The sequence below is a fragment of the Halobacillus sp. 12SKB genome, assembly GCF_052941655.1.
This window is the reverse complement of record NZ_JBRFWR010000001.1, coordinates 435,101-454,034: the sequence shown is the minus strand read 5'-3', so window position 1 is coordinate 454,034 and position 18,934 is coordinate 435,101. Positions and strand designations below refer to the sequence as shown.

The following is an 18,934-nucleotide window of genomic DNA, read 5'->3' as shown; positions in this document are numbered from 1 at the left end:
TTTGGGTTAAACCGCAATATCTTTTTCAACGGCTTTTTTATCGTTGAATCGCTCGAGATTCAAGGTCTTCATGACACGTGAGGTCAATGTTCCCGATGTCATTGCACCATTAACATTCAATGCTGTACGTCCCATGTCAATTAAAGGTTCAACCGAAATAAGTAATCCGGCAAGGGCGACAGGGAGGTTCATGGAAGAGAGCACGATTAATGCCGCAAATGTTGCTCCGCCACCGACACCAGCCACACCAAATGAACTGATGGCCACAATCAACACGAGCTGGATAAGGAATCCAGGGCTCAATGGATCGATTCCGACAGAAGGGGCAATCATAACAGCGAGCATGGCTGGATAAATGCCGGCACAGCCATTTTGCCCGATGGTCGCACCGAAGGAAGCTGACATGTTTGCAACCCCTTCATCAACTCCGAGGCTGTTTTTCTGTGCAGAAATATTCAGTGGGATTGTTCCTGCACTGGACCTTGATGTGAAGGCAAAGCTTAGCACAGGCAATACTTTCCGTAAATATGTGAAAGGATTTAACCCGAAGATCCCGATCAACACAAGGTGGATGATGAACATCACACCTAAGGCGGCATAGGAAGCGAGGACGAACTTTCCTAATTCAAGGATTCCGGCTATATCCGTGTTCGCTACAGTGGTTGCCATCAGTCCTAAAATTCCGATTGGTGTGAGGCGTAGGACAAGCGTGACAATCCGCATGACAACTGCGTAAAAAGAGTTAACAATTTTTACGAACATTTCTGCTTGTTCCGGCTGTTTACGACGCACCCCGAGGACAGCGATTCCGATGATGGCAGAGAAGATGACGACGGCGATGGTAGACGTCGCGCGATCTCCAGTCATGTCAAGAAAAGGGTTCGCTGGAATAAATTCGAGTATCTTTTGTGGTGTGGACATATCCTGAACATCGGTCAGGCGTTCTTCTAAATATAACCCCCGGCTTTCTTCCGCTTGACCGGCTTCAATTTCACTTGCATTCAAATCGAACAAAAAGGAGCTTCCGATTCCCACAAGTGCTGCAATTGCCGTGGTTCCAACAAGGACACCGATGATCCATAGGGAGATTTTCCCTAACTGTGACGTTTTTTCAAGGTTGATAATGGATTGGATGATGGACACCATAATTAACGGGATGACAATCATCATAAGTAAGCGTACATACCCACGTCCGGCAATGTTGTACCAATCTGTTGTCTGTGCGGTGATGCTGGAATCAGTTCCAAAAGCGAACTGTAAGTACACACCTAAGAGCACCCCGAGTCCAAGCCCCGCAAAGACGCGTTTGCTGAAAGAGACGTGTTTTTGCTGCATACGGATGAGTACAAATATAAGCGCTAAAATAAGAGCGATGTTGACGATAACGAGAAATGTTTCCATGTTCTTACTACCTCCTTTTAAACATTAGTATATTAAACCGATTGAAATGGTCGGCTTTAAATTTACACCAGTATTTAACATCTGTCAATAAGAAAAATAAATGGAGCCTCCATATACAGAAGGTATGAGCAGGAGGTTTAATGTATGAACTCAATAAATTGACAAGGAAAAGGAGATGTATTATATTTATCTTGAAACTGAGATAATTACCAAGTAGCTATATATAAATGGGAGGCGATCGAATGAATGAATTGAAAGGGATTCACCATGTCACCGCCATAACAAGCAGTGCAGAGAAAAATTATGAATTTTTCACCTATGTCCTTGGCATGCGTCTTGTGAAAAAGACGGTCAACCAGGATGATATTGAAACATACCATTTATTTTTCGCGGACGATGAAGGGAATCCAGGTACGGATATGACCTTTTTTGATTTTCCTGGCATTCCGAAAGGATCCCATGGAACGAATGAGATTGCGAAAACATCTTTCCGTGTACCGAGTGACGAGGCTTTGGACTACTGGGTGAAACGATTCAACCGTTTGGAAGTGAAACACAAAGGAATCCAGGAACGGTTCGGCAGAAAAGTGCTTCCGTTCGTCGATTTCGATGACCAAGCTTATGAACTTGTATCCGATGAATCCGATGATGGAGTAGCACCAGGTACACCATGGCAGAACGGGCCTGTTCCATTGGAGTACGCCATTACCGGCCTCGGTCCCTTGTTCGTGCGAGTCGATAATAAGGAATACTTCAAGGAAATGCTTGTGAAAGTCATGAATTTCAGGGAAGTGGATGAAGAAGGAGCGTTCACCTTGTTCGAAGTGGGGGAAGGTGGAAATGGTGCTTCTGTGATTGTGGAATATAACTCCATTCTCCCTCCGGCGCGCCAAGGATATGGAACCGTCCACCATGCTGCTTTCCGTGTGGAAGACAAAGAAGCACTGGAGTCCTGGATCGAACGTTTATCGAAGTTTGGTTTGAGGAACTCAGGATTCGTCAATCGTCATTACTTTGGTTCTTTATACGCTAAAGTTGCTCCACAAATCCTCTTTGAATGGGCGACGGATGGACCGGGATTCATGGGGGATGAGCCGTATGAAACTCTTGGAGAGAAATTGTCCCTTCCTCCTAAACTTGAACCGAAAAGAACAGAAATTGAGAATTATGTACGTCCGATCGACACAGTGAGGAGTACGAAAGAAATAGAAAAAGAATAGGAATAACGGAAGCCAGGGTGCAGGGTTGCACCCTGGCTTTTTACTTTGGTTAATTTTTCCGAAAACTTCTACATAAGATGATTCAGTATAGATGTTAGCTAATAACCATTCTTATACATGGGATGGGAGGAGGGGATAGGAAAAGATGAACCATTTCGAACGTAATTATTGGTCCTCCTGTCTGGATTTCATTCAGGATTTTAAACATTTTGCTTACCTAGGGATACCACTTTCCCTCGTTTGTCCTTATTATGTTCTTGTAAACGGGAAGAAAGCTCTTCTGAATAAATTGGAAAGTAAGTCCACAAAGTTGAATACAAAATTAACCAGCTCCAAACAAATTCAATCTTTATTCGATGCTCACTTCTCGACATTTAAGAGAAAAGAGAGCAAAAGGGAAGGAAAAGTCGTTTTCTATGATAATGTCCTGCGCTTCCCTGATCCACTTATGAGAGCAAATTTCACTCCAACAGAGTCCCTCATCCTCAAGAGAAAATCGAACGCTTATGGGGCGAAATCTGAAAATGCAATTCCTGTCGATAGCCTTGAACGGTACCAAACCATTCAGTCTAAAACGATTCAGGCGTATCAACGGCGAGCGTGGACCTATTTTAATAAAGCCAAAAATCATCCCATTTACAAGAATAAGGAATTTCAGAAGGAGTTTGTCAAACAGATTCCCAACATGATGAAACTAATTGGGGCAGCGAAGGGATTTTTTGAGGTGAATGAAGTATCTTGCCTTGTGACAGGTACAACGAACAGCAGTGACACAAGAATACTAACCTTAATTGCTGCTTCAAAAGGGATCCCGAGTGTTTGTCTTCAGCATGGCGTCGTAATGCTAGAATTCGGGTACCTCCCGAGGGTTTCCTCCTATCAAGCTGTGTATGGACCTAAGGATGTTCAGTGGTACACCAGTAAAGGTGTACCTAATAATTCGTTGAAATCCATTGGACACCCGAGGTTTGATGAATTAGTTACTAGGAAGACGCTAAACCAGGTAGCCTTTGCCCGTCACTTCAATTTGGATGAGAATAAGAAAACCGTATTGTTGGTAATCCATCATATTGAAACCACCTTTCCGCAAACCTTGATAGAAGAACTGGAACAAAAAGAAGTGGTCAACGTAATCATTAAACAAAGAAATGGGAAACAGAGGAAGACATCTCAGACACTGGCTTTGCAAAAGAAATTCCCCCAAGTCAAATTTGCCGATGATATGCACCTGTATGATTTATTGAATAATGTGGATGCTGTGGTGAGCTATGAGTCTACAATCGTGCTTGAAGCCATACTTGCAAATAAGCCTGTTTATATATGGAGACTGAAAAGCCTTCAAGCTAGTTCGACTAATTATTATGACGATCTCAGAACGTATATCTATGATAACGCGCAGAAGCTCGTCAACCAGATGATTACTGATATGGACGCCCCTCGGAATAACAGCTGGTTGGAAGAGAGAGAGCAGTTCCTTTCTATTTATTATCCGCATAAATCAGGAACCAGCAGCGGGAAATTAAAAGCTTTGGTTAACTCGATCACAAAATAAGAGTGTGAATATGATGAATACATTTATGAGGGATATTTGGTTTGTTATGGTCAATCCATCCACCTTCATGTGGTAACGATTTTAAAGCAAGTTTTGGTTGATCCAGAAACACATGCATTCTTAATTGACTTTAGACATTAAAAGAAGCGTTTAAAACCCAAGTGGAACGTATTGCTCTTCTTATTAACGATTCAAAGACATGATTGATATATAAATGACAACCTTTTGTCAAAGTGGAAAAATTATCAATGTACTTCAAAGGACTGGTCTCTCAAATCTAGTTAATCGTTAATTTGTTAGTGAGAAGTTTCGTGAAATAAAGTCCTCTAAACGGAAGTTGTTCCTTGCCTATACTTATCCGCAAGGGAAAACATCATCCTAAAATTGATGTAACTGATTTCAGGGACACGGATAGGCGTGGTGAATCTCTTTATCACGTCTCCCGTTCTCTCAAAAAATGATAAACGGTCACAATGAAGAAGGTTATAGTATATGAAATTGAATTTGTCTTTGGAAGAGCGTAGGAGGTTATAATGAGAGGGGGATTCGGTGCTGTATTTACCGGTTGAAATAAAGGCGAGAGAGCTGCACGGCAAGCTCTTGCTCGCTTATCATGCCCTGTTAAGGGGGAAGAGTGTGATTATTGGGGAGCACAGCAAAGTGGAAGAAGCGTCCCGAATATACCCCGCTGGTGTATTTTTTTGCAAGGGGTATCCTAGTGGTTACATGAAGCGCGTAGTTGTCGGGGCAAAACAGGCCGGTCATTTCATAGCGAATCTGGATGAGGAAGGATTGATCTATACTGATGAATCCACTTATTTAAAAACGAGGATGAACAGGATATGGGTCCCCTACCATGATCATGTATACTGCTGGGGGGCGAGACAGAAGAGGATGATTGAAGGAGAGTATCCTGAATTGAAGGGACGCTGCCTGATTACAGGGAACCCGCGTTTTGATCTACTTACACCTAAGTATCGAAGCATGTACCGAAAGGGATCCGCCCAGCTGAAGAAAACGTATGGTCCTTATCTCTTGGTGAATACCAGGTTCACTTTGTACAACACGATCAAAGGAAAGAAAGAATCCGGACTAACTCCTCAAGCACGATACATCCGTGAGCTATACCAGCACTTTGTTCTCATGATTAAACAGATTAATAGAGAACTGCCCGACATGACGATCATCTTACGACCCCATCCTTCGGAGAATAAAGACAGCTATAAAGAAGATTTGAAGGGGTGTGGGAATGTAATTGTGAAAGATGAAGGGGCGGTCATCCCCTGGGTCATGGGTGCAGAGGCGCTCATTCATAATGGGTGTACTACAGGTATTGAAGCCTACCTTCTTGATCAGAACGTTTACTCCTATGAACCTGTGACTTCACCCATTTATGATGTCGATCTTCCCAGGGATGTTAGCGTAACCATCCATGATTCAGATGCGCTAATTCTTCATTTAAAAAATCAAACCACTACAAAAAGAAGTCCTTCATCTTTGTTGAGAGACTCGTATGGAAACCTAGAAACAGGAGAGTATGCCTATGAGAGGATCTTGGACCAAATGAAAAGGATCGATTCCTCTTCCCATACAGTAGTTCCAACCATTTCGCACCGCTATCAAAAAGACAAGAGAAGAAAAATACGCTATCTTTTTCCATCTTTATCAAAGGAAGAAATTCAAACGTTCTTCCATAAGGTGAATGAAGTGGAACACAAGAATATGCGGGTTAAAATCAATCACCTAGCTGATCGCTTAATGTTAATGACACCGGGGCATTCATGATGAATACGTATGAGAAAAACTATTGGGGACTTTACTTTGATTTCTTGACCGCTTTCCACGATTGGACGTATCGAGGTCTCTCTCTTTCCTTATGTGTACATTTTCCCACTTTAGTGAAGGGGGTAGCAGGGCTCGGAAAGTCTCTTATAGATCCGGCTTATGCAAAATCATGGTCTAATGGAAAGGTCTTGCAAAGTCGATTTGAAGCTTTTTTTCCTATGAAAGAAGCGGAAACAATGCAGCATGGGAAAGTCGTTTATTATGATCCGTTACTAGGTATTCCTTCGTCCTTCTACAAACAGTTAACTTCGCCGGTTGAATCGCTTATCCTTAAACCCGACATCACAAATGTGAAAAAGAAGCAGGTTGAGGGGGCTGTCATAAGAGGTCTAAATCAATATGCTGTTGATATAAGTGCGCAGGCCAAGAAGGAAATCAAGCGTTTTACTTCGATTGCAGGAAAGCTTAAAAATCATCCGTTGTTCGGTAAACGTTCTTTCATTTTGTCTATGAGAAAGCAGATAGAAAGAATCCTGCATTTTATAGAAGGATGCGAGCGATTTCTAATGGTAGAGAATGTCTCGCTTATTGTTTTGGGTGAAACTAACAGCACCGACACGCGAGCACTTGCTTTAGCAGCAAGAAAGAGAGGCATCCCTACGATCAGCCTCCAGCACGGAGCCATCATTTCCCCCTTTGGATACTTTCCGAAAGTAGCTGATTATCAAGGGGTTTACGGAAGGTATGAGCAAACGCTTTACGAAAGTCGTGGCGTGGATAAAGAATTTGTGCCGGCCATCGGGCATCCACGGTTTGATGAAATGGTAACTAGGAATATTCTTAGAGCTTCGTTATTCAATAAAACATTGGGAATCCACCCATCCCGGAAAAGAATCCTTCTCATTGATCATCATACAGATAAAAGAATAACCTATCGGATTTTGGATCTTCTATCGGATAAAGCCCCGGATCTAGAATTGATCGTCAAGGTTAAGAAAGGGGTCCGCGCCTTTGATGAGTATACAAAGTATAAAAGAGTCCACCTGGTCAGACGGATGCATCTCTATGACTTGCTTGCCAATGTGGACGGGGTTATCAGCTACGAGTCTACCCTCGTGTTGGAGTCTATGCTGTATGGAAAGAAGACCTTTGTGTGGAAGTTGAATCAGGCTGGGCTGACGGACTACTTTTCAAAGCTCCCTGTTTCGACCTTCCCATCCGCTGAACCCCTTGTAGATGAGGTGCTTGCTTTTATAGATATAGGGAATGATAGATCCAGTGTGCATACAGATCAGGTTTGGGAGCATTTTTATATTCCTTCGCATCAAAAGTCCACATTTCTCTTGAAAGCGTTGATCGCTTCTTTACGTACCTAAGTACGAAAAGAAGCGATCAACGCTTTTTTTTGTACACTAAGACTTTTAAAGCCGAGAAATCCACCTTTTAATGACGCTCCTTAGGTTGAAACCTATTATATTCACCGAATTCTAGTTTTTGAATATATATAGTAATCAGCAACGATGAAATAGACTGCCTTCCCTGGGTGAAGGTACTAGATTACGTGAAGAGGGAGAAGGAAGCAATTGTTCTTTAAAGGTAAAAAGGTATTAGTCATAGGAGGTACAGGAACCATCGGCCGCGGGATCGTAAAGACGCTTCTTGGGCAATCACCGGATGTCATCCGTGTTTTCAGCAGAGACGAACATAAGCAGCATGAATTGCAGATTGAATGGGGGAAGAGAGAAGACCTCCGTTATTTAATAGGAGATGTCAGGGATTACGATCGTGTCCATACAGCAATGCAGGGCATCGATTATGTTTTTCACTTGGCTGCTATGAAGCATGTGCCATCGTGTGAATACAATCCTTATGAAGCGGTACTGACAAATGTTCATGGAACGAACAATGTGGTCCGGGCAGCACTGGCGCAAGGAGTGAAAAAAGTGGTTTTCACTAGTACGGATAAAGCCATTTCCCCGACAAATGCTTATGGGGCGACGAAACTAACGGCTGAGCGTCTAATTACAGCTGCCGAATACAGCAAAGGGCAGGGACAGACGGTCTTTGCGAGTGTTCGTTTTGGTAATGTCATGGGCTCACGCGGGTCAGTCATCCCCCTTTTCAAGAAACAAATCCTCAATCAGGGGAAAATAACTGTAACAGACCGTTCAATGACAAGGTTTATGATGACCTTGGAACAGGCAACTTCCCTAACGATAAAAGCGTTGGAAGAAGCTCAAGGGGGAGAGATTTTTGTTCTGAAGATGCCTGTTGTTTCTCTTGATGATCTTGCCTCATTGATAATCAAAGATACGTGTATACAACTATGTAAAGACCCTGAGCAAATCATAGTTGAAGAAATAGGACTCCGACCGGGGGAGAAGATGTACGAAGAGTTAATGACACATGAAGAGTCATTGACTGCCTGGGAATTGCCTGACATGTATGTGATTCCTTATTCCTTTAAAAAAGACGTACCCTATAAAAACGCAAAAAAAGCAAAACCGGGAATGTACAGTTCATCAGGCCATGGCCCTATCAGTTCTGGTCAATTGTATGAGGTCTTGAAAAGCCAAGGGTTAATTTAAATCAAAAAGTTTTAGGAGATATAGGAAGGGTGCGAATGATGGAAATCATAGGGATTTATACTTAGTTCTAAGTGTTTTGAACTTCTACAGATGAATCTTATTTTGCAGATAAACTCAGTGAAGATTAACCCTCTACCATCAGATGAAGTCGTTGTACTCTATTTTCCAACAGTTGGCCTTATCTGGGTTGCAAAAAGGTCTTTAATTTGAATTGTTCCATTAGGTTATTCAAGTTATTTCTCGAATTAGGGCCTTGCGAACTGAAGGACTGATGAGAATTAGCAAGAATATTCTCCGATTACATCCGTGCAAGTAAGATGAGGTACACGGGAACAGTCATTAAGGGAACGTTTGATGAATCTATTAAAGAGATGGGCTTGAACGAAAGCTAACATAAGGGCAAGCATAGAAAAATATGAATGGGAATATAAGGGAGGGGTGTGTCCGTGAATATTTTAGTAACAGGCGGAGCCGGCTTTATCGGACGGTGGGTCGTGAAAAGATTATTGGATGAACAGCACAAGGTATGGGTGCTCGATGACCTGTCGAACGGAAGAATAGAAAACATTGAGGAACTACTCGTGCATAAAAATTTCAAGGCATTCATTCATGGGGATATCAAAGACAGGAAAACGGTCGAGAGTCTTTTTTATCCAGGCATTGATTTGTGTTATCACCTGGCTGCAAGCATCAATGTCCAGGATAGCATTGATGATCCAGAAACAACGTTCAACAATGATACAATCGGGACGTTTTATTTACTGGAGCAGTGCCGGAAGCATAAGGTCAAAATGGTGTTCATGAGCACATGTATGGTCTATGACCGGGCAGAAGATGAAGATGGGATATCAGAAACAGATCCAATCAAACCGGCATCCCCTTATGCAGGGGCGAAGATCGCCGCTGAAAATATGGTTCTGTCCTATTATTATGCGTATGGGCTGCCAGTAACGGTAATCCGGCCATTCAATACGTATGGTCCCTATCAAAAAACAGGAGGAGAAGGTGGTGTCGTGGCCATCTTTATTAAAAATAAGTTGAACGGACTTCCTTTGCAAATCTATGGAGATGGAAAGCAGACCCGTGATCTGCTTTACGTGGAAGACTGTGCACGGTTTGTAGTGCAGGCAGGCTACAGGGATGAAGTGAACGGAGAAATTGTCAATGCGGGGTTAGGGGAGGATATTGCGATTAATGACCTTGCCGAGTTGATTGCAAAGAGCCCTGATCATATCCTTCATGTCGAACACATCCATCCCCAAAGCGAGATTCCTAAACTGCTTTGTGACTATGATAAAGCTAAACGTCTCTTGGGATGGGAGCCTTCGATTTCTTTAAAGGAAGGAATTCGGAGAACAGAGGAATGGATTGACAGCACGAATTTAATTTAAAGGAGTTCAAGAATGTGGAAGAAAAGTTAGCGATTTTCGGAGGAGAACCCGTCCGTGATTCGCTGCTTCCATACGGGAAGCAGTCCATCGACGATCAGGATGTCAGAGCCGTTGTCGATGCCTTGAAAAGTGACTATATTACAACCGGGCCTGCCATCGAAGCATTTGAAAAAGGGGTGGCTGATTACGTAGGGGCGGTGTATGCTGTAGCTTTTTCCAATGGTACAGCAGCGTTGCACGCCGCTTGTTTTGCTGCGGGAATCGGCAAAGGAGATGAAGTGATCACGACTCCTTTGACGTTTGTTGCGAGTGCTAATTGTGTGTTGTACACCGGAGGAAAGCCGGTGTTCGCTGATGTTGATCCGAAGACGTATAATATTGATCCATATTCGGCTGCATCCTTAGTGACATCCAAAACCAAAGCGATCATTCCTGTGGATTTTACAGGTCAGCCGGCTGATTATGAAAAGATTCAAGCCCTGGCCGATCAGCATGGACTGGTCGTCATTGAAGATGCCGCTCATGCTTTAGGGGCGGAGTACAAAGGAGAAAAAGTGGGATCATACAGTGATATGACCATGTTCAGCTTCCACCCAGTGAAGCATATTACCACAGGCGAAGGGGGCATTATTACTACGAATAACCGAGTGTATTATGAGAAGTTGATGATGTTCCGCACGCACGGGATAACGAAAGACGCCGGGCATATGCTCGAGAAGCGGCATCCATGGGAATATGAAATGCAGTTTCTTGGATACAATTACCGCATGACAGATCTGCAGGCAGCCCTAGGTAGCAGTCAGCTGACTAAATTGGATGCTTTCGTAGCGAAGCGAAGGGCTCTCGTCAACGTCTATAACAAGGAATTCTGCCAAATGGAAAATGTCATCACTCCCGAGCAACTACTGGAAGCCAACTCTTCTCATCACCTTTATATTCTACGCATGACAGGGACTCTAAAAGGCCTCCGAAAAGAGATTTTTGAGGCGCTCCGTGCAGAAAATATCGGGGTGAATGTGCACTACATGCCGGTTCATACCCAACCCTACTACAAAGACCGTGGTTATACGAAAGGGATGTGTCCGGTGGCTGAAGAGGTTTACGAAGGGATTGTAAGCCTGCCGTTATTTCCTGGTATGACAGAGAGTGATGTGGCAGATGTTGTGTGTGCAGTAAAAAAAGTGATCTGTCATTATGAAACGGCCGAAGGTGCCGGTCAATGAGAGTAGGATTTAGAGTAGATGCCTCTACAAAAGGAGGCACAGGACATGTGATGCGGTGCCTTACGCTCGCAGGTGAGCTTCGAACACTTGGAGCAGAGGTTTTTTTTATGTGCAGAAGACGGCCGGGAGATTTAGTTGACTTTATACAGGAGAGTGGTTACCGCGTTTATGAAATGACGGGGGCTTACAATGTCTCCTGGAAAGAAGACGCAGTAAGAACGATCCAGATTTTAGAGAACATTGGGACTGCTGAATGGCTTGTGGTGGATCATTATGGGCTGGACGCCCGTTGGGAGAAAGCGGTAGGACCTCATATTCAAAAATTAATGGTCATTGATGATCTTGCGGACCGCCCTCATGATTGTGACCTGCTTCTTGACCAGAATCTGTATAAAAATATGGAACAAAGGTACAAAGGACTCGTTCCTGATCGGACGAAACTTCTTCTTGGTCCGGCCTTCACCCTTTTAAGAGAAGAATTCTTACAATCTACGTGTAACCGAAAATGGGATGGAAACGTAAGACGCATCCTCGTGTCATTTGGCGGTAGTGATCCTACCGATGAAACGTTGAAAACACTCAAGGCCATTGAGAAGTTAAACGTTCCGCTTATGGTTGATATCGTAATTGGGAGCTCTCACTCGTGCAGGCAAGACATTGCTCGTATTTGTGAGAGGAAGGAAGGTATGCAGCTGCACGTACAAACGAAGGAAATGGCCCGGCTTATGGAACATGCGGATCTTGCGGTTGGAGCTGGGGGCAGTTCTGTTTGGGAACGTTGTTACATGGATCTACCATCGTTAATCATTGAAACAGCGGCAAATCAAAGGGAAGTCATTTCCACCCTCCAGGAAAAAGGTGTGGTCTTTTACTTGGGGAAAAGTGAAGAAGTGGATGTGAATCTTCTTTCTCAACATTTACAAAGATTCATAGCTGAACCAGACCTGATAAAGAAGGCTCTTGAAACAGGAAAGCATTTGATGAAAGACCATAAGCCTTACGGCGTTTCCCGGTTGATGATGGGGGTTGGAAACGATGGATGAGTTTCGTTTACGTGACGTCGAGCGTGCGGATCTGCCGATGATTTGGAAGTGGCGGAACGCCGAGCATATTCGGATTCATATGTATCATGACCAGTGGATTCCCTGGGAGGACCATGTTTCATGGTTTGAAAGGGATCAGCAGAACCCTTCTTCTTACACCAAGTTATTCATTTACAAAGAGCGCCCGCTCGGGGTTGTCAGGTTCACCAATATCGATCAAAAACAGGGAACGTGTGAATGGGGTTTTTATATTGGTGATCCTGAGGCACCAAAAGGCGCCGGGACGGCTATGGGTATCCTGGGGCTGGATTTTATGTTCGAAACGGTCGGCATCCGGAAAGTTTGTGCAGAAGTCCTGGATATTAATGTTGCCAGTCTTCGGTTTCATGAAAAACTTGGATTCGTTCCTGAAGGGCGGCTGATCGAACAAATAGTGCGTGAAGGGAAATTCATAGATGTTATTCCTATGGGTTTATTTAAAGATGGGTGGCTCAAAAGGCGTGTAATCTTAAAAAGGGGGCAGGATGATGGAAATCGAAATCATAGGAAGAAAGGTCGGTCCTGATCATCCTCCATTCATCATTGCAGAAATGTCGGGAAATCATAATCAGTCACTCGCTCGAGCCATGGAAATCGTAGATAAGGCAGCAGAGACGGGGGCGCATGCCTTGAAAATCCAGACCTATACCGCAGATACAATGACGCTTAAGCATAAGGGTGACGAATTTCAAATTGAAGATCCGGAGAGTCTTTGGAAAGGAAAGAGCCTCTATGATCTTTATAAGGAAGCCTACACCCCGTGGGAGTGGCATGAAAAGATATTCGATCGATGCCGGGAGCTTGGGATCATCGGTTTCAGCACGCCATTCGATGCATCCTCGGTGGATTTTTTAGAAAGCCTGCATGTCCCTCTCTACAAAATCGCATCCTTTGAAAATACCGACCTCCCTTTAATTCGGAGAGTAGCGAGAACAGGGAAACCTCTCATTATCTCGACAGGAATGGCTACGGCAGGGGAGATGGCTGAAATGACTCAAGCCTTCAGAGAAGCGGGAGGGAAAGATCTGATCCTGTTGAAGTGCACAAGCAGTTATCCTTCCACACCTGAAAATTCTCATATTGCCACCATCCCCCATATGCGGGATCTTTTTCAGTGCCAGGTCGGTTTGTCCGACCATACGCTGGGCACCGGTGTGGCAGTTGCCAGCGTAGCACTCGGTGCAACCGTTGTCGAGAAACACTTTACCCTCGCACGCAAAGACGGTGGAGTGGATGCACAATTTTCATTGGAACCCGATGAAATGGCTCGGTTAGTTGAAGAAACAGAACGAGCCTGGCTGGCTCTGGGGACGGTGAATTACGGTCCGACCCACAGTGAAAAAGCGTCAGGTCAATACCGGCGTTCCTTATACATTACAGAAAACCTCAAGGCAGGAGACATTTTGACGGAAGATAACCTGCGATCCATCCGGCCTGGTTTCGGTCTGCCTCCTAAATATTATGAATTGCTTCTTGGTAAAAAAGTAAATAAAAATGTGCCAAGGGGGACACCGATGTCGTGGAACCTTATCGGGTAACAAAAGAGGTGGAATCATGAAAATCATAGCTATTGTTCAGGCTCGGATGGGGTCGACAAGGCTCCCTGGAAAAGTGCTGAAAAATGTCAATGGGAAATCTTTGCTTGAGTATCAAGTGGAAAGAATGAAGCGTTCAAAAAAAATCGATCATCTGGTGATCAGCACAACAAAGAAAGACCTGGATGATCCGATTATTGATTTGTGCAAAGATTTGAATGTGGATACTTTTAGAGGATCTGAAAAAGATGTACTTGGAAGGTTTTATGAGACATGTGAACATTATAAAGCAGATGCCGTAGTCAGGCTGACTGCCGATTGTCCATTCATTGATCCGGGTGTCATCGATAAAGTCATCACGTATTTTCAAGATCACTTTCCAAATTACCTGTATGTGTCGAACACAAGGACCCGTTCCTATCCAAGAGGCCTGGATACAGAAGTTTTCACTTATGAAGTTCTAAAAGATGCCTATATGAATGCAAACTCCCCCCATGACCTTGAACATGTGACGCCATTCATTGTCAAGAGAGTCGGAGACCAGGGGATCGCGCAGGTTACTCATGACACGGATGAAAGTCATCACCGCTGGACCGTTGATACATTGGAAGATTTCCAATTTGTCTCTACCGTTCTCGAGCATCTGTATCCAACCAACCCGGCGTTTACCTTTCAGGATCTTTTGGATGTTTTAGAGAGGAATCCCCATTGGGTGGAGATCAATCGTCAAGTCAAACAGAAAGGAGAACCTTAAGCCGGTTTTACAGAAATGTATGAAAGTTCATATGTCACAATCATCAGAGATCGGAAAGTGTTCCCTCATGTATTTTAAAAATCAAAAAGGAAAACGTGCTTCCCCTTTTGCCGGGTCCATTCCAGGTGAAAGGGTTTTGTCTTTCATCATATTTTCATAAACTTGTTTTATACTGGATTTTGGAACGGTAAATTTAACAGGTTCGAGCGGAGGAAATCTATGATTATACAGCCTATACTGGTAATTCGGGCAGTATCCATTGCCGCCGGGGTGCTAATTCTATGGATTTTGCAAGAGAAGGAGAAGAAGGAAAGCATTGAAAGTTTTTTATCCTTGTTGACCACATGGATTTTCGTTTTTATAGGAGCGAAGTTTGTGACGAGGTGGGATCTCGTGTTTGACTATCCTTTATCAGTCCTCTCATACCCTGGCGGGGCGATGGAATTGTACATTGCCACATTTTTGACTATTGTTTTTGAATGGCGCAAAAGGATGGTACACCGGCGTTTTGCCGGCTCTTCCATTTTGGTTCTTGCGACTAGTCTGCTGGCATTTGCGCTTTTACGTCAGCTTGTGCTTGCTCAGGGGAATCTGGTTGATGTGGCCTTTGCTTTTGTCTTTTTTCTTCTGGTGTTATTTTTGATCAAACCTGCTGTGAAAATCGCCGCTGCATCCACAATTGGAGTGGTCTGCGGATGGCTGTATCAAGCACCGGAGCTCATGGGATACAGGATCAACGTATGGTTTTATGTCATCCTCAGTCTGATGGTATGGGGCTATATTTTAAGCAGAAGAAAACGGGCATGAAAACATGTCTACATAGATTAGGAGAACATAAGGAAGTCGATGTTCTGAGAAATACATTATAGGGAGGTTTGAAAAATGGGGTCTGATGTAACGCTTTGGCTGGCACTCGGCGCAGGGATCATTTCTTTTCTATCACCGTGTACCCTGCCCTTGTTCCCGGCCTATTTATCTTACATTACCGGGATGAGTGTGAAAGAGATGAAGGAGAATCGTAGTCTTCACGTGAAAAAGAGGTTACTCACGCATTCTATCCTCTTCCTTCTAGGCGTATCTTCAATCTTTATTAGTTTAGGGATTGGCGCTTCTTATGTAGGGAGTGCTGTGCAGAATATTTTAACCGGAAGCTCAGGGCTGCTGCTGCAGCGGCTCGCAGGAGTTTTCATCATTTTAATGGGACTGTTCGTCGCCGGCTGGTTGAAAATCGGCTGGTTTATGAAAACGAAAAGGGTGCAGACGAAACCGAAAACGTCACTGAGTCTGGCGGGAACTTTTTTTGCAGGTATGGGGTTTGCAGCAGGGTGGACGCCTTGCATCGGCCCGATATTTGCATCCATTCTTCTGCTGTCAGCAAGCAACCCGACACAGGGGATCTTGTACACCGTCGTTTATGTCATCGGGTTCGCCCTGCCGTTTCTCCTCTTCTCCTTTTTCATAGGGTCCACACGAGTCATCTTGAAATATAGTGAGCAGATTATGAAAATCGGCGGAGTTGCAATGGTTATAGCTGGTGCGTTTCTCTATACCGGGTATATGACGAGAATTTCCACGTTGCTGTTGAATTTAGTCCAGGATACGTGGCTTGCCAATCTAGGGATGATTTTTTAATAGAAAGGAAGGGGATTGAATGAAAAAATGGGGCCTCATTGTCATTGTAACCGCCTTATTTGTGTGGGCTGTTTATGACTTTGTATATGAAGGTGAAACTCAGGATTCAGTTGAGGAAGGCGAGAAGATGGTCGCTGAAGGTGCGGCCACGGAGGAAGTCGATATTGGATTGGAAAAAGGGCAGCAAGCGCCGGATTTCACCCTGGAGACGCTTAATGGCGAAGAGGTTTCTTTATCCGATTATCGTGGGGAAAAAGTCATGATCAATTTCTGGGCCACCTGGTGCCCACCTTGCCGGGCCGAAATGCCGGACATGCAGGAGTTTTCTGCAAATGAAGACATCCAAGTATTGGCTGTCAATTTAACAGAGACGGAAGCGAGTGTACAAGGTGTCCAGGACTTCGTAGATGAATTCGGCTTGACGTTTCCAGTTTTGCTTGATAAAGATGTGTCCGTTGCCAATCAATATGAGGTCAACCCCGTCCCTACTTCCGTTTTTGTCGATGAAGAAGGGAAGATCAGTTCTGTTATGCTCGGGGCGATGAATTACGATATGATGGTACAAAGGATGGAAGAAATGTAAGGGTGATTACATGAAACCGGAAATACTGATCGTTGAAGATGACCGGAAGATATCAAATTTGATAAGCATTTACTTAACGAATGAAGGGTACAGCGTGAAACAGGCTTATGACGGGGAAGAAGGGAAAGAGCTCTTTCTTCTGCACCGCCCCTGCCTGCTGATCCTTGATTTGATGCTGCCTAAATGGAGTGGGGAAGAATTATGCCGCTTTGTAAAAGAAGAAAGCAAAGATTCCCCGGGAGTGATTATGCTGTCTGCGAAGGGAACGACGGAAGACCGGATTTCAGGACTGCGCCTTGGTGCGGATGATTATATGACGAAACCGTTCAGCCCGGAAGAATTGATGGCGCATGCGGAAGCCGTTTTGCGGAGGACAGGTCATGTGTGTCAAAAGCTTTCTCATGACGGGCTTGAAGTGAAGCCGCGTAAAGGGGAAGTGTGGTTGGATGGTGAACGTCTGGAGTTAACGCACTATGAGTTCAACCTGCTTTATTTTATGATGGACCACAAAGATCAAGTGTTTACGAGAGAGCAGCTCCTCGAACAAATTCATCCGTACGGCGAAGCAGATATTATGGCCCGTACCATTGATGCGCACATCAAAAAGCTTCGTCGGAAAATAGAAGCGGATGCATCTGTCCCGAAGAGGATTGTGACGGTGAGAGGGATGGGGTATAAATATGCGTCTCATTGAACGTCTCCTGCCACCAAAACTTTGGGTGAAAATGACCATCGTAAACATTGCACTTCTCATTGGAGTCGTCATCGTTACAGGCGTGACCCTCTATCAGACGGCATGTTTTCTCGCCGCTGATATTACAGGTGTCGAGCGTGAAGCCCAGCTGACCTTCAACAACTCCTTGCTCATTTATGCCTGGGTGATCGGGGGAGTCGTCATCGTGATGGGCGCTTTTTTATATTCAACGGTAACAAGGAAAGTGCTTGTACCTGTCAAAGAGCTGACAAATGCCATGGAAACAATGAAATCAGGGACTTACCCTGGAGATTTGGACGTCCAAACCAACGATGAAATAGGGGAGCTTGTCGATCACTTCAATCGCATGAACCGACGTTTGCAGCAGCAGGAGCGTTCCCGGCACCAAATGCTTCGTGATTTATCGCATGAAATCCGGACACCGTTATCCAACTTGCAGGGGTATTTAGAGGCCCTTGAAAAAGGGGTGATTGAAGGGGACCAGGCGATCTACCGTTCCCTGGCAGAAGAAACGGATCGTGTCTCTCAACTGTTATCCCGGCTGGATGACATGGAATCATGGCGAACGGTGCCCCCCGCCAAGCCACTGGAGGTCAGCCTGGAGGAAATGACACAGGTCATTTCACAGGTAAGCCAGATGTTCAATTTGGAATTTGAGAAAAAAGGGATTGGATTGAAGAGTGAGGTTGAAGCTGCGAAAGTTCCCATAAATAGACAAGGCATCCAACAGGTTCTCACGAATCTATTGAGAAATGCTCTGGATTACCATGAGGGTGCCGATGGAGTAGAGATCGTAGGTAGGACAGAAGGAGAAGCCTACGTCATTCAGGTAAAAGGAGAAGGGAAAACGATTCCTGTGCATGAAAAGGATCGAGTTTTTGATCGCTTTTATCGTGTCGATCCCTCCCGTTCAGACGGTCGTTCGGGTCTTGGGCTTTCGATCAGTAAACAGATCGTTGAACGGCATGAAGGGCAGATTCAATTGGAAACAGACGGCCGGAAGCACTGTTTCTCTATAACATTGCCAATGCAAGCGTAGACGAAAGGTTTGCGCTTTTTTGCTGCGTGGAGCTGGGGGATATGCCTCTAATGCGTGCCACTACAAGTAATCTCAACGGTGCCAGGCTTGCTGCTCATACATTCACAACCTAAATATATATAAAGCCTCAGCTCAACGCTGAGGCCCCGCCACCTATACCTATACAAACTTTCGTCTCTTATCATCTTTATATATCTTTAATTAAGATGGCTCAAATTCAAGATACCATAAATAGTCATGGAAGTTAACCATTTTTTTGAAAAAAGAAAAAAGTCCAAGCAGGATCTTATTCCTCTTCTATCGACAAATTTTTTTATGAAGTATAAACCCTGTAATGACGCGATTTCCTATAATATCCAATGGTTCACAACCTTTGTTCATGCCCGTGCGTTATAGTATAGTTAAAATGAGCTTGATTTTTCAGAAAAAATAGT

General features: G+C 44.3%; 17 protein-coding genes. 16 read left to right on the top strand and 1 reads right to left on the bottom strand.

Annotated features, from left to right (window positions below; all coding sequences use genetic code 11):
- Positions 1 to 6: 6 nt before the first annotated feature.
- Positions 7 to 1,401, bottom strand: a complete 1,395-nt coding sequence (locus tag ACQ4XT_RS02220; RefSeq protein ID WP_446852320.1) for an L-cystine transporter — start codon at positions 1,399 to 1,401, stop codon at positions 7 to 9.
- Positions 1,402 to 1,643: 242 nt separating this feature from the next.
- On the opposite strand from ACQ4XT_RS02220, the gene ACQ4XT_RS02215 reads away from it, so the two are divergent.
- The 16 genes from ACQ4XT_RS02215 (at position 1,644) to ACQ4XT_RS02140 (ending at position 18,500) form a co-directional block, all read left to right on the top strand.
- The gene (locus ACQ4XT_RS02215; RefSeq protein WP_446852319.1) at positions 1,644 to 2,621 is read left to right on the top strand and encodes a ring-cleaving dioxygenase; all 978 of its coding nucleotides are present in this window, start codon (positions 1,644 to 1,646) and stop codon (positions 2,619 to 2,621) included.
- Positions 2,622 to 2,766: 145 nt separating this feature from the next.
- Complete coding sequence (locus ACQ4XT_RS02210) at positions 2,767 to 4,173, top strand: glycosyltransferase family protein (protein WP_446852318.1); 1,407 nt, start codon at positions 2,767 to 2,769, stop codon at positions 4,171 to 4,173.
- Between the two features lie 549 nt (positions 4,174 to 4,722).
- Positions 4,723 to 5,958 (top strand): surface carbohydrate biosynthesis protein, encoded by a 1,236-nt coding sequence (locus tag ACQ4XT_RS02205; RefSeq protein ID WP_446852317.1) that lies wholly within the window; start codon positions 4,723 to 4,725, stop codon positions 5,956 to 5,958.
- Positions 5,959 to 6,176: 218 nt separating this feature from the next.
- Entirely contained in the window at positions 6,177 to 7,334 is a 1,158-nt protein-coding gene (locus ACQ4XT_RS02200; protein WP_446852316.1) for a hypothetical protein, read from the top strand.
- A gap of 207 nt (positions 7,335 to 7,541) precedes the next feature.
- The gene (locus ACQ4XT_RS02195; protein ID WP_446852315.1) at positions 7,542 to 8,546 is read left to right on the top strand and encodes an SDR family NAD(P)-dependent oxidoreductase; all 1,005 of its coding nucleotides are present in this window, start codon (positions 7,542 to 7,544) and stop codon (positions 8,544 to 8,546) included.
- Positions 8,547 to 8,992: 446 nt separating this feature from the next.
- Entirely contained in the window at positions 8,993 to 9,937 is a 945-nt protein-coding gene (locus ACQ4XT_RS02190; protein ID WP_446852314.1) for a dTDP-glucose 4,6-dehydratase, read from the top strand.
- Between the two features lie 14 nt (positions 9,938 to 9,951).
- The gene (gene pseC / locus ACQ4XT_RS02185; RefSeq protein WP_446852313.1) at positions 9,952 to 11,160 is read left to right on the top strand and encodes a UDP-4-amino-4,6-dideoxy-N-acetyl-beta-L-altrosamine transaminase; all 1,209 of its coding nucleotides are present in this window, start codon (positions 9,952 to 9,954) and stop codon (positions 11,158 to 11,160) included.
- Positions 11,157 to 12,203 carry a UDP-2,4-diacetamido-2,4,6-trideoxy-beta-L-altropyranose hydrolase gene (gene pseG / locus ACQ4XT_RS02180; protein ID WP_446852312.1) on the top strand — a complete coding sequence of 349 codons (1,047 nt, stop codon included), beginning with the start codon at positions 11,157 to 11,159 and terminating at the stop codon, positions 12,201 to 12,203. The genes pseC and pseG overlap by 4 nt, the downstream gene beginning before the upstream one ends.
- Positions 12,196 to 12,768: a UDP-4-amino-4,6-dideoxy-N-acetyl-beta-L-altrosamine N-acetyltransferase gene (gene pseH / locus ACQ4XT_RS02175; protein WP_446852311.1), complete on the top strand. Its 573-nt coding sequence runs from the start codon at positions 12,196 to 12,198 to the stop codon at positions 12,766 to 12,768. The genes pseG and pseH overlap by 8 nt, the downstream gene beginning before the upstream one ends.
- Entirely contained in the window at positions 12,728 to 13,780 is a 1,053-nt protein-coding gene (pseI, locus tag ACQ4XT_RS02170; protein ID WP_446852310.1) for a pseudaminic acid synthase, read from the top strand. Before pseH ends, pseI begins: the two co-directional genes overlap by 41 nt.
- A 16-nt stretch (positions 13,781 to 13,796) precedes the next feature.
- The gene (locus tag ACQ4XT_RS02165) at positions 13,797 to 14,531 is read left to right on the top strand and encodes a cytidylyltransferase domain-containing protein (RefSeq protein ID WP_446852309.1); all 735 of its coding nucleotides are present in this window, start codon (positions 13,797 to 13,799) and stop codon (positions 14,529 to 14,531) included.
- A gap of 219 nt (positions 14,532 to 14,750) precedes the next feature.
- Positions 14,751 to 15,338: a hypothetical protein gene (locus tag ACQ4XT_RS02160; protein ID WP_446852308.1), complete on the top strand. Its 588-nt coding sequence runs from the start codon at positions 14,751 to 14,753 to the stop codon at positions 15,336 to 15,338.
- Between the two features lie 75 nt (positions 15,339 to 15,413).
- A complete protein-coding gene (locus ACQ4XT_RS02155; protein ID WP_446852307.1) occupies positions 15,414 to 16,163 on the top strand; it encodes a cytochrome c biogenesis CcdA family protein in 750 nt (249 codons plus the stop codon).
- 19 nt (positions 16,164 to 16,182) lie between these two features.
- Entirely contained in the window at positions 16,183 to 16,746 is a 564-nt protein-coding gene (locus ACQ4XT_RS02150; protein ID WP_446852306.1) for a redoxin domain-containing protein, read from the top strand.
- A gap of 10 nt (positions 16,747 to 16,756) precedes the next feature.
- Entirely contained in the window at positions 16,757 to 17,440 is a 684-nt protein-coding gene (locus tag ACQ4XT_RS02145; protein WP_446852305.1) for a response regulator transcription factor, read from the top strand.
- Complete coding sequence (locus tag ACQ4XT_RS02140; protein ID WP_446852304.1) at positions 17,427 to 18,500, top strand: HAMP domain-containing sensor histidine kinase; 1,074 nt, start codon at positions 17,427 to 17,429, stop codon at positions 18,498 to 18,500. Before ACQ4XT_RS02145 ends, ACQ4XT_RS02140 begins: the two co-directional genes overlap by 14 nt.
- The last annotated feature ends 434 nt before the right edge of the window (positions 18,501 to 18,934 follow it).

Excerpts from the sequence above, each read along its gene's own strand:
- ACQ4XT_RS02220 (WP_446852320.1), bottom strand. The coding sequence starts at position 1,401 with ATGGAAACATTTCTCGTTATCGTCAACATCGCTCTTATTTTAGCGCTT.
- ACQ4XT_RS02215 (WP_446852319.1), top strand. The coding sequence starts at position 1,644 with ATGAATGAATTGAAAGGGATTCACCATGTCACCGCCATAACAAGCAGT.
- ACQ4XT_RS02210 (WP_446852318.1), top strand. The coding sequence starts at position 2,767 with ATGAACCATTTCGAACGTAATTATTGGTCCTCCTGTCTGGATTTCATT.
- ACQ4XT_RS02200 (WP_446852316.1), top strand. The coding sequence starts at position 6,177 with ATGAAAGAAGCGGAAACAATGCAGCATGGGAAAGTCGTTTATTATGAT.
- pseG (WP_446852312.1), top strand. The coding sequence starts at position 11,157 with ATGAGAGTAGGATTTAGAGTAGATGCCTCTACAAAAGGAGGCACAGGA.
- pseH (WP_446852311.1), top strand. The coding sequence starts at position 12,196 with ATGGATGAGTTTCGTTTACGTGACGTCGAGCGTGCGGATCTGCCGATG.
- pseI (WP_446852310.1), top strand. The coding sequence starts at position 12,728 with ATGATGGAAATCGAAATCATAGGAAGAAAGGTCGGTCCTGATCATCCT.
- ACQ4XT_RS02165 (WP_446852309.1), top strand. The coding sequence starts at position 13,797 with ATGAAAATCATAGCTATTGTTCAGGCTCGGATGGGGTCGACAAGGCTC.
- ACQ4XT_RS02160 (WP_446852308.1), top strand. The coding sequence starts at position 14,751 with ATGATTATACAGCCTATACTGGTAATTCGGGCAGTATCCATTGCCGCC.
- ACQ4XT_RS02155 (WP_446852307.1), top strand. The coding sequence starts at position 15,414 with ATGGGGTCTGATGTAACGCTTTGGCTGGCACTCGGCGCAGGGATCATT.
- ACQ4XT_RS02150 (WP_446852306.1), top strand. The coding sequence starts at position 16,183 with ATGAAAAAATGGGGCCTCATTGTCATTGTAACCGCCTTATTTGTGTGG.
- ACQ4XT_RS02145 (WP_446852305.1), top strand. The coding sequence starts at position 16,757 with ATGAAACCGGAAATACTGATCGTTGAAGATGACCGGAAGATATCAAAT.
- ACQ4XT_RS02140 (WP_446852304.1), top strand. The coding sequence starts at position 17,427 with ATGCGTCTCATTGAACGTCTCCTGCCACCAAAACTTTGGGTGAAAATG.